The 12,556-nt window shown below is 68.1% G+C and carries 9 protein-coding genes; 2 read left to right on the top strand and 7 right to left on the bottom strand.

Features of this window, described 5'->3' with window-relative positions; translation table 11 throughout:
* Positions 1 to 1,575: transketolase-like TK C-terminal-containing protein (locus QRM95_RS15700; RefSeq protein WP_502934978.1), on the top strand; the 1,575-nt coding region annotated here is incomplete at its 5' end.
* Between the two features lie 76 nt (positions 1,576 to 1,651).
* A complete protein-coding gene (locus tag QRM95_RS15695; protein ID WP_285248462.1) occupies positions 1,652 to 2,389 on the top strand; it encodes a nucleotidyltransferase family protein in 738 nt (245 codons plus the stop codon).
* Between the two features lie 12 nt (positions 2,390 to 2,401).
* Here the strand turns inward: QRM95_RS15695 and QRM95_RS15690 are convergent, their stop codons facing one another.
* The 7 genes from QRM95_RS15690 to QRM95_RS15660 form a co-directional block, all read right to left on the bottom strand.
* Positions 2,402 to 3,961 (bottom strand): HNH endonuclease signature motif containing protein, encoded by a 1,560-nt coding sequence (locus QRM95_RS15690; protein ID WP_285248461.1) that lies wholly within the window; start codon positions 3,959 to 3,961, stop codon positions 2,402 to 2,404.
* Between the two features lie 210 nt (positions 3,962 to 4,171).
* Positions 4,172 to 4,819: a uracil-DNA glycosylase gene (locus QRM95_RS15685; protein WP_285248460.1), complete on the bottom strand. Its 648-nt coding sequence runs from the start codon at positions 4,817 to 4,819 to the stop codon at positions 4,172 to 4,174.
* A gap of 21 nt (positions 4,820 to 4,840) precedes the next feature.
* On the bottom strand, positions 4,841 to 5,821 hold the full coding sequence (locus QRM95_RS15680; RefSeq protein WP_285248459.1) for an aldo/keto reductase: 981 nt from the start codon (positions 5,819 to 5,821) through the stop codon (positions 4,841 to 4,843).
* 132 nt (positions 5,822 to 5,953) lie between these two features.
* Positions 5,954 to 8,779: a molybdopterin-dependent oxidoreductase gene (locus QRM95_RS15675; protein ID WP_285248458.1), complete on the bottom strand. Its 2,826-nt coding sequence runs from the start codon at positions 8,777 to 8,779 to the stop codon at positions 5,954 to 5,956.
* A gap of 2 nt (positions 8,780 to 8,781) precedes the next feature.
* Complete coding sequence (locus QRM95_RS15670; RefSeq protein ID WP_285248457.1) at positions 8,782 to 9,711, bottom strand: FAD binding domain-containing protein; 930 nt, start codon at positions 9,709 to 9,711, stop codon at positions 8,782 to 8,784.
* Positions 9,702 to 10,925, bottom strand: a complete 1,224-nt coding sequence (locus QRM95_RS15665; protein WP_285248456.1) for an XdhC family protein — start codon at positions 10,923 to 10,925, stop codon at positions 9,702 to 9,704. Before QRM95_RS15665 ends, QRM95_RS15670 begins: the two co-directional genes overlap by 10 nt.
* A 100-nt stretch (positions 10,926 to 11,025) precedes the next feature.
* Positions 11,026 to 12,555: an NCS2 family permease gene (locus tag QRM95_RS15660; RefSeq protein ID WP_285248455.1), complete on the bottom strand. Its 1,530-nt coding sequence runs from the start codon at positions 12,553 to 12,555 to the stop codon at positions 11,026 to 11,028.
* Between the last annotated feature and the right edge of the window lies 1 nt (position 12,556).

Genomic DNA, 12,556 nt, shown 5'->3' with positions numbered 1-12,556 from the left:
GGCAAACCCACCGTCATCCTCGCCCACACCGTCAAAGGCTACGGACTCGGACCACGGTTTGAGGGGCGGAATGCCACGCACCAGATGAAGAAACTGACGGTCGAGGACCTCCAGGACTTCAGGGATTACCTGCGCATTCCCATTTCGGATGAACAACTGGATGCCGACCCCTACCGCCCTCCCTACTTCCACCCTGGCCCCGATGCCCCGGAGATTGCCTACCTGATGGAGCGGCGCAGGGCGCTGGGAGGGTCCGTTCCGGAGCGCCGTTCCCGTCATGAGGCGGTTGAACTGCCTGAGCCGAAGTCCTACGAGGTTGCCATGCGCGGTTCGGGCAAGCAGCAGGCTGCCACCACCATGGCATTCGTGCGCCTGCTGAAGGATTTGCTCCGCGACAAGAAGTTCGGGGACCGGATTGTGCCCATCGTGCCGGATGAATCCCGGACGTTTGGGATGGACGCGTTCTTCCCGACCGCGAAGATCTACAACCCGGGCGGCCAGAACTACCTCTCCGTGGACCGCGACCTCGTCCTGGCCTACAAAGAGTCCCCCGCCGGCCAGCTGATCCACCCCGGCATCAACGAAGCCGGCGCCGTGGCAGCCTTCACCGCCGCCGGCACCGCCTATGCCACCCACGGCGTGCCGCTGGTCCCGGTCTACGTGTTCTACTCCATGTTCGGCTTCCAACGCACCGGCGACGCCTTCTGGGCCGCCGCGGACCAAATGACCCGCGGCTTCATCATCGGCGCCACCGCAGGACGGACCACCCTCACCGGCGAAGGCCTCCAGCACGCCGACGGCCACTCCCCCCTGCTGGCCTCCACCAACCCCGCCGTCCTCACCTACGACCCCGCCTACGGCTACGAAATCGGACACATCATCCGCTCCGGCCTCGAACGCATGTACGGGCCGGACTCCACGGACAAAAACCTCATGTACTACCTCACCGTGTACAACGAACCCATCGTCCAACCCGCCGAACCCGAAAACCTCGACATCGAAGGCCTCATCAAGGGCATCTACCTGCTCAACCCAGCGAAGGCCGCAGGACTGAACGAAAACAGCCCCCGCGCCCAGATCCTCGCCTCCGGCGTCTCCGTGCCCTGGGCCATCGACGCCCAACGCATCCTCGCCGACGACTGGAACGTTTCCGCCGACGTCTGGTCCGTCACCTCCTGGAACGAACTGCGCCGCGACGGCCTCGCCGCCGAAGAAGAAGCCTTCCTCAACCCCGGCCAACCCGCCCGCACCCCGTTCGTCACCCAGCAACTCGAAGGCGCCACCGGCCCCATCGTCGCCGTCACCGACTACATGAAAGCCGTCCCCGACCAGATCCGGCAATTCGTCCCCAACGAATTCGCCACCCTCGGCGCCGACGGCTTCGGCTTCTCCGACACCCGCGCAGCAGCCCGCCGCTACTTCAAAAACGACACCCACTCCATCGTGGTCAAAGCGCTGCAGATGCTCGCGGCACGTGGGGAGGTTGAGGAGGGCGCCCCGTCATACGCCATGGACCGGTACAAGCTCCTGGACGTCAACGCCGGCACTACCGGCGGGGCTGGCGGGGACGCCTAAGTCCACGTCGGCGGCAGTCGGGGCAGTTTCCGGGGGAAGCTGCCCCGACTGCTTTGGCGTTGGCTAGGGTGCAGCTATGGAGAACATTGAGGAATCCGGAGGGCCGGGCGTGCGGGTGACGGGGGTGTTGCTTGCCGCGGGGGCGGGCACCCGCCTGGGGCTGGGCCCAAAGGCCCTGCTTTCATACCGGGGGCGGCCCCTGGTGGAGGTGCTCGCCGGCAAGCTGCTGAAGGGCGGCTGCCGGGAGGTGGTAGTTGTCGTTGGCGCAGGAGCATCCGAGGTGCAGGCTGCCGCCGCCCTCGCTTGCTGCCGCGTGGTGGTCAATCCGGAATGGCAGTCCGGCATGGGCAGCTCGTTCTTGCTGGGTAACAACACCGCGGATCCTGAAGACCACCTGCTCATTGCCCTCGTGGACCAGCCAGGGCTGACCCCTGAGATCGTACGGCGGCTGTTGGCCGCCCACCGTCCGGGTCGGATCACGGCTGCAGCCTACCGCGGTCCTGAGTCCGACGGCGGCCAGCTCGGTGGCCTTCCGGACGCCGGCAGCCCGCTCGGCGGCTCGCCGGACACCCACAGCCCGGATGGCAGTGCCGGCCACGGCGGCAACGGAGGGCAGTCATGGGAACTGCGCCGCGGGCATCCACTGCTCATCGACGGGTCGCTGCGGGCCTCGGTGGCCGCAACGGTGACCGGTGACGCCGGCGCGCGCATCTTCCTCCGTACCCATCCGGAACTCGTAGATGAAGTGGATTGCAGTGACCAGTCCAGCGGCGAGGATATCGACACCCCGGACCAGCTCCGCCTTCTCCGGTAAACACTCAGGTACTCAGGAATGGGCGCTCAGGAACCCCTCCAAGGCATCCTCCCAAGGAGATCCGCGGTGGCGGACAATGTCTGCGGCACCCCCAAGGCATCCATGGGGCCACTTTGTGGGTTCCCAGTCCTGGTGTTCGCTGTGGTAGTGGCGGCCGGCCGGTGAGGTCCAGCCCGGTGGTTCGGTTTTGCTGGCCGGGGTGGGTTTCCAACCGGTGGTATGCCGGAGCCGGTGGTGTTTCGGGCAGGGCTGTCCCAAGTTGCTGACTCCGGTGGTCCCACCATCAGCCCAGGCCAGGATGTGATCGGCCTCGGTATCCAGTGAGCTGTTGCTGCAGCCCGGGAACGGGCACTTACCGTCCCGCATCCGGAGCCAGTTCCGCATCGCCTTGCCCACCCGGTAACTCTTCCGGCCAATCTCCAACGGTGCCCCATCCCGCGGATCCACGAGAACCCGGTAAAACGAGCCCGCCCCCTCAGCGACCAACCGACGGGCCATCGACGCCGGAATCGGCCCATACCCATCCAGCACCGCCGCCTCATCCGTCAACCCCAACAACGAAAACACCGGCACGGTCACCAACACCTGCGCCCGGACCGCATCAGGCGGGACATCGGCAGGCCTCTCGAAGGTATCGGGGCTGGCGCAACCTTCGCCTGGCCCCACGTCTACCCTCCCGGCCGCCTGTCCCGTGCTCAGCCCCTCAGCACCACCTCCGCCACCGCCTCCGGTACCGCTCCCTGTGGCGCGGCCGGGGGCGAGCCCCTTGGTAAGGATCGCTGCGGCAAACACATCCGCCCGGAGCTGGGCGAGGGTCCTGGCCTCGCCCGTGCCCTGGAGTCCGCGGGCCACAGCGGTGAGCCGATTCCACCCCGCCGCCGCCTGGTCCGCGGGCAGATAAGCCCCCAGCCAGGCCATCCCGTCCCGGTCCGGCCGGTACTCCACCCGCCGGTCCACCACCCCCTTGGCGTGGCGCTGCTCGATACTCCCGGCATGGTGGCGTTCCCGCCAAACCCTGGCCCTAGCCCGGAACCGGTGCGCCGGCAACTCCCCCACCGCACACCCCCGCACCGCATCCGGTGCACCAGGGTCCAGGAAATGAGCCTCCAACCCCGCCACCCCCGCAGCATCCAGCCCGGCCGTTTCATCAGCCATCACCGTGGCGTGCTGCCAGGACAGGGTCCCGTTGTTCAAAGCAGCCGCAGTCCGCGGCAACCCCTTGACCACAGCCTGCGAGGTGACCAGGAACGAAGACGCAGCCCGCGGACCCAGCGCCAACACACACCCGATCTCCGCAGCGACCGCCATCTCCTGCGCCACCACCGGCACCCCCGGCCCCGCCACAACACCGGCAGCATCCGCAAACGCCACCGCAGCCCGCGCCTTCAAACCCGCGACCCGGGCCTCCACCTCCCTGGCCCCGGCCAGAACATCAAGACAGCCATCCGCCAAACCAGCCAACGGATCAGAAGCACAGAACGGCTCCCCACCACACCCGTCCACCTCGGCAACCAACACGGCAAGGGCAGCACGAATATCCGCCAACGCCTCCACCACCGCCGCTTTCCCCATAAACCCATCATGGCAAGGAGGTACGACATTTAAGCGGCCGCCCACCACAGCCGGTCACCCACAGAAGGCAGATTGGGTTTCGACAAGCTCAACCACCAGGTTCCAGATTTCGACAAGCCCCACCACCAGGTTTCGGGTTTCGACAAGCCCAGGTGCCAGGTTCGACAAGCTCAACCGCCGGGGGTTCGGCAAGCCCAACCACCGGCGCGCTCAACCACCAGCGGCGAGCAATTCCTGCAGCCCTTGCTTGAAGCCAGAGCGGCCGCCGTGGGCCGGATGCCTGATTTTGGGCGCAGACACCCCGCTGCGTTGCAGGCTGTTCTGGGCCACGTTGCCCACCGCCACGATGGAGCTGATACCGAATAATCCGGCCAGTTCCTGCCAGAAGAGCGTGCCGAGTTTGGTTTCGGACGGCTTGGGCGTGCGGTTGGACCACGGCTTTCCGGGTTGGTGCGGGTGCCAGGGGAAGGCACTCCACAGCAGTGGGAGAAAATTCACTTCCTCGAGGACCTGCCACAGCACCGTTGCCGTTGGCTCGGCAGCTACCCCAACAGCTTCGGGCGGCACAACGTAACCCTTGCCCGGGCCGAAGAGCCCAAAGCTGTTTGCCGGGCCTTCCAGGATGGTCCGGTTGGTAAACGGAACGCCGGTAATGCGCATGCCCCTGAAACCCGGTGCCTCCCCTACCAACAGCACGCCCGGCTGCCGGTCCCGCATTTCCTGCAGGTAAATCTCCAGGTTCCGGCGGCGCAGCGCATTCTCCGGCACGGCATCGGAGAAGAAGTTGGTGCAGGCCGGTCCCGTTTCCGTGGCTGCCAGCCGCTCCACGAACTCCTTGATGCCGCTGCCGGAACGCACGCCGATAGCTGCGGACAGGTATTACCAGCGGGGGTGGATGGCCTCGCGGAAGTAGTGGTCGTAGATCCAGCGGACGCCGTCGTCGAACTCCTTGCCGACACTTACACCGGCAGCGGCGGCGTTGCCCTGGGCCTGCTCCACGTTGCGCGCGCCGGGAATGACGGAGCTGACGCCGTCCTGCGCCGCAATCCACGCGATAGCGGCCTGTGCCGTGGTGGCCCCGGCGGGCACCAGTTGCTCGAACTCCGCCACTGCCTTCAGGCCCAGCTCAAAGTCGACGCCGGAGAAGGTCTCACCCACGTCAAACGCTTCGCCATGGCGGTTGTAGTTCCGGTGGTCGTTCTCCGCGAAGGTGGTGTCCTTCGAGTACTTGCCGGACAGCAGTCCGGACGCGAGGGGCACCCGGGCAATGATGCCCACGCCGGCAGCCTTGGCTGCGGGGAGGACTTCATCCAGCGGCTTGAGCCGGAAGGCGTTCAGGATGATCTGGACCGATGCCGTTCCTTCGTGGCGGATCGCTTCCAGGGCCTCGTCCGTTCGTTCCACGCTGACACCGTAGTTGCGGATGGCGCCTTCGGAGACCAGCGTGTCCAGCGCGTCATACACCTCGTTGTTGCTGTAGACGGCAGTGGGCGGGCAGTGCAGCTGGACCAGGTCGAGGGTTTCGGCGCCCAGGTTCTTGCGTGACCGGTCCACCCACTGGCGGAAATTGGCCAGTGAATAGTTTTCCGGCCGCTGCTCCATCCGGCGGCCCATCTTGGTGGCAACGGTGACGCCGTGCCCAGGGTTGTCCGCGAGGAACTTACCGATGGCCTGCTCGCTCTTTCCATCGCCGTAGACATCGGCCGTGTCAAAGAAGGTGACGCCGGCCTCCACGGAGGCGGCGAGGATGGCCTGGGCCTGTGCCGGGTCCACGGTGCCCCAGTCAGCGCCGAGCTGCCAGGTGCCCAGCCCCACGATGGAGACGTTCCGTCCGGTCTTGCCTAAAATCCGCTGTTCCATCCCCTGACTATATGGGTTTGGCGCAAAGCTGGGTGAATCCTCCGAAGGAATTTGCCTGGCCGGGCCCGGCATGCCTCCGCCCCGGCCCCCTCCACCGCTGCCTCGCCCGCCAAGCCGCGGGCAACACGTCGATCACCGCACCACGCCCGCCTCAGCCGGAACGAGGCCTGCTTCCTTCAGCCCCAGGTAGATCCGGTCCCGGGCGATGGGAAGCTGTGCGAAGCGGACGCCGGTGGCGTTCCTGATGGCGTTGGCGAGCGCCGGGGCCACGGGGTTGAACGGACTCTCGCTCATCGATTTGGCACCCAGCGGCCCCAGCGTGTCATTGGTGTCCGCAAAGTACACCTCGCTTCGCGGCACGTCCGCGAAGGTCGGAATGTGGTATTGACGCAGGATGTCCGTGGTGACCTTGCCGTCGTCGTTCACCACCACTTCCTCGTAGAGCGTGGCACCAATGGCCTGGGCGATCCCGCCTTCGATCTGTCCACGGCACTGTCGCGGGTTGACCACCACGCCGGCGTCGGCCGCCTGGACGCTCTGCAGGATCTTCAGCTCGCCGGTGGCGCGGTTAACCGCCACCCGGAACCCGTGCACGTTGAAGGCAACCGAACGCGGCGTGCCGCCCCAGCGTCCCTCGGCGGCGAGGTCGACGCCGGCTTCCTCGGCGGCCTGCGCCAGCTCAGCAAGTGCCACGCGGGTTCCGTCGGCCACCACGGCGTCGCCGTCGAGGACGCACGCGGAGGCCTGCGTTTGGCGGATGCCGGCCGCGAACGCCCGGATCCGGACGGCCAGCTCTTCGGCAGCTTCAAGGGTGGCTTTACCGGCCACCACGGTTCCGGCCGAACCGAACGCGCCCGTGTCGTGCTCCACCAGGTCGGTATCCGACTGCCGCACCGCCACCCGGGATGCCTCAGTGGACAACGCCGTGGCGGCAAGCTGGGCATGCACCGTGGTGGTGCCGTTTCCGAACTCGGCGGTCCCGACGTCGGCCTGGTACGTTCCGTCCGGCAGGAGCCGGAGCCGGGCGTGGGCAAAGTGGCCGCGAGGCGGGACGGTATCGATCATGGAGAGGGCCGCGCCTTCGCCCACCATCCAGTCCGGCCCGAGGTCTTCAAGGCCTGCCTGCCGGTAGCGTTCGCTGCCCCGGTCCAGGGCGTCCCGGACCAGGTCCAGGCACTGGTCCAAACCGTAGCTTCCGTAGTGGACGTCCTCCTCCGGCTGGGGCTGGGTGGAGAGCATGTGGTCCCCTTCGCGGACCATGTTCCGGCGGCGGAACTCGAGCGGATCCATCCCGATCCCGGCGGCCAGCTCATCCATCGCGGACTCGATCGCAAAAATCATCTGGCTCAGGCCGTAGCCGCGGAACGCGCCGGCCGGGACGGTGTTGGTGTAGACCGACCGGGCGTCCACCTTCTTGTTGGCGCACTTGTAGACTGCCAGCGATTCACCGCAACCATGGAACATGACGCCCGGGCCGTGGTTGCCATAGGCGCCGGTGTTGGTCACCACCTCCAGTTGCAGGGCTGTCAGCCGGCCGTCCTTGGCGGCACCGGCTTTCAGCTTGATGGTGAAGGGGTGCCGGGTTGTGGTGGCGGTGAACTGTTCCGTGCGGGTCAGTTCCAGCTGGACCGGCCGCTTCAGTTTCAGGGCCGCGAGCGCCACGAGGTCCTCGGTGAGGACTTCCTGCTTGCCGCCGAATCCGCCGCCCACGCGTCCGGCCACCACGTGCACGCGGTCCTCTTCGAGCCCGAACACCCGGCACAGCGTGCGGCGGACCAGGAAGGGGACCTGGCTGGACGTGCGCACCTGCAGCCGCCCGTCGTCGTCTACGGTGGCGATGGCCGCATGGGTTTCCAAGGCGACGTGCTGGACGCGCTGGGTCTGATAGGTCTGTTCGTGGACGAAGTCGGCGGCGGCGAAGCCGTCGGCGACGTTGCCCAGTTCCGAATGGAGTTCAGCCACCACGTTACGCTCCGGGCGGGAGATGCGCGCTTTCACGGCATCCTTGCCTCCGTGGACCAGGGGGGCACCAGGCAGCAGCGCTTCCTGCGGTGAGAAGACGGCGGGAAGTTCCTCATATTCCACCTGGAGTGCGCGGACGCCGGCTTCCGCGGCGGCGACCGATTCAGCCACGACGGCGGCCACCCGCTGCCCGATGAACCGCACCACGTCATCGAGCACCCGGGTATCGTCCGGGTCGTCGGTGAAGAGTTCGTGCTGGGCGGTGGAGAACAGCTGCTCCGGGGCGTCCTCGGACGTGAAGACCGCCACTACGCCCGGCACGTTCAGCGCCGCGTCCTTGCCGATGGACAGCACCCGGGCGTGCGGGTGGGGGGAACGGAGGATCTTCAGGTGCAGGAGTCCCTGCTGCTGGTCTTTGGGCAGGTCCAGGGTGTAGCGGGCAGCGCCCGTGACCACGGCGCGGCTGGCCGGCGCCGGGACGTCGTCACCCAGCCGGCCCGGCTCCGGATCCGGCTGCCCCTCCCCTGCGATGCCCGAGCCCGGCCCGGCTGGAGCCGGGTGCCCCGGGTTCCCGCAGACGGCGTCGGCGATGGCGCGGTAGCCCGTGCACCGGCAGAGGTTGCCCTTGAGGTTGCGGGGCAGGTTGTCCTTTTGGGCGTCGTCGAACGTGGCAGCCGTCATCACCATGCCGGCCGTGCAGAAGCCGCATTGGAACCCCTGGCGCTCCATGAACTGCTGCTGCACCGGATGCAGGCCGCCGCCGGTGGCATCGGCCAGCCCCTCAATAGTGGTCACTGCACGCCCCTCGGCGCGGACGGCGGGATAGATGCAGCTGTGGACGGGCGTGCCGTCCACATGTACCGTGCACGCGCCGCAGTCGCCGCCGTCGCAGCCCTTCTTTACGCCGGTGTTGCCCTGCTCGCGCAGGAACGTCCGAAGGCATTGGCCCGGGCGCGGAGCCGCCTCGGCCGCGGTGCCGTTGATCTCGATGGCCATGCTCAGGCCCCTTTCGGAAGTGCCGTGGAACCGGGAGCGGAGTCGCTCCGGGGCGGCCAGAAATCACCGGACGCGGGCAGCCCGGACGTCCCCGACGGCGCAGCGAGCTCGGCGCGGATTTCTTCGGCCAATCGGTAGGTCATGTCCCGGCGCCAGGCCGGCAGGCCATGGACGTCGTCGTGGTAGAGGTCCGCGGGAATGGCGTCGTCCAGGGCAGCTGCCAGCCGGTCGGCATCGGGCAGGCCGTCGAAGCGCAGCTGCACGGGCCGCTTGGTGGCCGCGGTGACGGTCAGGACCAGGGAGGTACCGGCGTCGAGACGTCCGATGAGGAGCACCCCGGACCGGCCCAGGTTGCTCAGCGACAGGCGGCGGAACGCCACCCGGGAGGAAAGGGCCGACGCCGGGAGGTGGACGCTGCGAAGCAGCTCGCCCGGTGCCAGGCAGTTGGTGGCATCACCGGTGACGAAGCCCGCCACGGGAACGGTGCGGCTGCCGCCGCCTGGAGCGAGGATGGTGGCCACGCCGTCCAGCCCGGCGCAGAGCGAAATGACGGGCCCGGCGGGCAGGGACGTGCAAAGATTGCCGCCCACGGTGGACATATTCCACACCTTGAACGAGGCCACGAAGGAATCGCAGCAGGCCCGGACCAGGTCCAGACCGGACCAGCCACGGCCGTCCGCGCGGGCCGTGACAGGCAGGGTATACAGCTCGGCGATGGTGCAGGTGGCGGCGAGGCTGATGCCGTCGTCGCTGACGGTGATGGGTGTCCAGCCGGCTGAGCCGAGGTCCAGCAGCCGTTTGAGGGGTTCGGGTCCAAAGGCGTAGCTGCCGTAGGAGAAGAGGACCGTTCCGCCGGCCAGCCAGGCGTCGCCGTCGCGCCATTGTGCGGGGTCGGTGGTGCGGACCACCGCCTCGATGGTGTTCATGTCCATGCGATCTCCTGCGGGGTAAGGTCTGTGGGCGCCGTTGCCGGCGCGCGGTGGTGGATGGTGCCGGTGGTGTCGCGCAGCGGCGCGCAGGTGGCGTCGCGGCTGCGTGCGGCGATGAGCTCGGCGGTGACGGATACCGCCACCTCGGCGGGGGTGGTGGCGCCGAGATCCAGGCCGATGGGTGAGTGCAGCCGGGCAATCCGTTCCGGCAGGACTCCGGCGCTGAGGAGTTCCTCGATCCGCTGGAGGTGGCTGCGGCGCGATCCCATGGCGCCCACGTAGGCGAGGTCCAGGGCTAGTGCGGCCTCCAGCAGTGGAAGATCGAACTTGGGGTCATGGGTCAAGACGGCCGCCACGGTGCGGCTGTCCAGGCGGCCTGCTGCAGCTTCCGCTGCGAGGTACCGGTGCGGCCAGTCCGTCACCACTAGGTCTGCGGCGGCGAACCGTGGCTGGCCGGCAAAAGCGGGCCGGGCATCCACCAGGGTCACGTGGTAGCCGAGCAGCTTGGCGGCCGGCACCAGGGCCGCACCGAAGTCGTTGGCACCGAACACCAGCATGCGTGCCGGGGCGATCCGGGACTCCACCAGGACGGCGGGCTCCCCGGGATGCCGGCTGTGGCCGTCGCGGTCCGGGAGGCACTGCCCTGCCGGGACCAACGGGACCACACCGGCGCCGCCGCTGCGCAGGATGGATTCCACCCGACGCGCGGACTCCCCGTGCAGCAGCGGGGCCAGTTCCGGGGAAACCGGTCCATGGTGCTGCGCCGGGTCCAAGAGCACGACGGCGGCGCCGCCCGGTGCGCCCAGCAGCCCTACCAGGGCCACGGGTTCGTCGTGGCGGAGGCCAGCGAGTTGCCGGACGGCCGCCCGAAGCGGCTGCTCCGGTTCACCGGTAACGGCTGCAGGCACCGGCTGGATGTGGACCTCCAGCTGTCCCCCGCAGGTGAGCCCGGCGGCGAAGGCATCGGCGGAACTGAAGCCGAAGACATGGTGGCGCGGGCCGCCGTCGTCCATTGCCTCCTGGGCGAGCGCCACCACGGCGCCCTCCACGCAACCGCCGGAGAGGCTGCCGAGCACCTCACCGGATTCCGTGACGAGCATGGAGGTCCCCACGGGGCGGGGCACTGAACCCGAGGCGGCAACGATGGTGGCCACGGCGAACTTCTTCTCCGCGAGGCGGGGCAGCCAGGGGGCGAGCGAAGGGATCAGGTCAAGCATGGCGGCACTCCTTCTTCCGCGCGGCGGTGGTGTCCATTGTCTGTCCTGTCAGGGGCCGGGCCAAGGGTTGGCCCGGCCCCTGGTCTGGTTGGGGCAACGATCAGCCGCCCAGCAGGAGGTTGATCGGTCCGCGGGCGAAGTACACCAGGAACCCGGCGCTCACCACCCACATCAGCGGGTGGATCTTTTTCGCCTTGCCTGACGCCGCCCCGATGACCGCCCAGCTCACGAAGCCGACGCCGATGCCGTTGGCGATCGAGTAGCTCAGCGGCATGGTGACGATGGTGAGGAAGGCCGGCAGCGCCACGGTGAACTTGGTGAACTTGATCTCGCGGATCTGCGCCATCATCATGGCACCCACCACCACCAGCGCGGCGGCGGCGACTTCGAGCGGCACCACGCTGGTGAGCGGGGTGAGGAACATGGAGCCGAGGAACAGCAGTCCGGTGACCACCGAGGCCAGGCCGGTCCGGGCGCCCTCACCAATACCCGCTGCGGAGTCGATGTACACAGTGTTGGACGAACCGGAGGTTGCCCCGCCCGCCACGGCGCCGAAGCCTTCGACGATGAAGGCGGATTTCAGCCGCGGGAACGTTCCGTCCTTGTGTGCGACGCCTGCGCTCTTGGCCAGGCCGGTCATGGTCCCCATGGCGTCGAAGAAGTTGGTGAACACCAGCGTGAACACCAGCATGGTGGCCGCAAGCCCGCCGATCCGGCTGAACGAACCAAAGAGGTCGAAGTGCCCCACCAGCCCCAGGTCGGGCGCGGAGACCAGCTGGCCGGACAGGACAGGGGTGTTCAGGTGCCAGCCGCCGGGGTTGGTGGTGCCGGCAGGGCCCAGTTTCATGATGGCTTCCACGACGGCGGCCAGCACGGTGGTGCCGACGATGCCGATGAGCAGGCCGCCCTGCACCTTGCGCGCCACGAGGATCCCCATGGCCAGGAGGCCGACGACGAACACCAGCGTTGGCACCGAGGTGATGGAACCGCCGTCGCCCAGCTGGACGGGCGGGCCGCCGGTGGTGGGACGGACGAAGCCGGAGTCGACGAAGCCGATGAAGGCGATGAACAGGCCGATGCCCACGGTGATGGCGGCCTTGAGTTCCTTGGGAACGGCCCTGAAGATGGCGGTCCGGGCGCCGGTGACGCCGAACAGGACGATCAGGATGCCGTTGATGACCACCAGCCCCATGGCCTCGGGCCAGGTGACGTCGTGGATCACCGAGACGGCCAGGAAGGAGTTGATGCCCAGTCCGGCGGCGAGTCCGAACGGCAGGTTGGCGATGAGGCCGAACAGGATGGTCATGACGCCGGCGGTGAGGCCGGTGACGGCACCCACCTGGGATGCGGACAACCAGCCCCCGGCGACGTCGGTGGGGGCGTTGTCCGCGCTGAACCCGCCGAGGATGAGGGGGTTCAGGATGACGATGTACGCCATGGTGAAGAAGGTGACCAGGCCGCCCCGGAATTCCCGGGCAACGGTTGAGCCACGGCGGGTTATCTGGAAGAAGCGGTCCAGGAAGGATCCCGACGCCGGCGGGCCGGGTACGGATGGGGTACGCGGCGACCGCCGCGAGGTGCTGGTGGTTGGAGCCGGATGCTCCTCGTGGGAATGGTCCAGGATGGTCATC

Origin of the sequence: Pseudarthrobacter sp. efr-133-R2A-89 (genome assembly GCF_030209315.1) — a bacterium.
Classification (GTDB): Bacteria; Actinomycetota; Actinomycetes; order Actinomycetales; family Micrococcaceae; genus Arthrobacter.
This window is presented reverse-complemented; position numbering and strand designations above follow the sequence as displayed.

What these genes read in the sequence shown, in the direction of transcription:
- QRM95_RS15695 (WP_285248462.1), top strand. Translation starts at nt 1,652, where the DNA reads ATGGAGAACATTGAGGAATCCGGAGGGCCGGGCGTGCGGGTGACGGGG.
- QRM95_RS15690 (WP_285248461.1), bottom strand. Translation starts at nt 3,961, where the DNA reads ATGGGGAAAGCGGCGGTGGTGGAGGCGTTGGCGGATATTCGTGCTGCC.
- QRM95_RS15680 (WP_285248459.1), bottom strand. Translation starts at nt 5,821, where the DNA reads ATGGAACAGCGGATTTTAGGCAAGACCGGACGGAACGTCTCCATCGTG.
- QRM95_RS15675 (WP_285248458.1), bottom strand. Translation starts at nt 8,779, where the DNA reads ATGGCCATCGAGATCAACGGCACCGCGGCCGAGGCGGCTCCGCGCCCG.
- QRM95_RS15670 (WP_285248457.1), bottom strand. Translation starts at nt 9,711, where the DNA reads ATGGACATGAACACCATCGAGGCGGTGGTCCGCACCACCGACCCCGCA.
- QRM95_RS15665 (WP_285248456.1), bottom strand. Translation starts at nt 10,925, where the DNA reads ATGCTTGACCTGATCCCTTCGCTCGCCCCCTGGCTGCCCCGCCTCGCG.
- QRM95_RS15660 (WP_285248455.1), bottom strand. Translation starts at nt 12,555, where the DNA reads ATGACCATCCTGGACCATTCCCACGAGGAGCATCCGGCTCCAACCACC.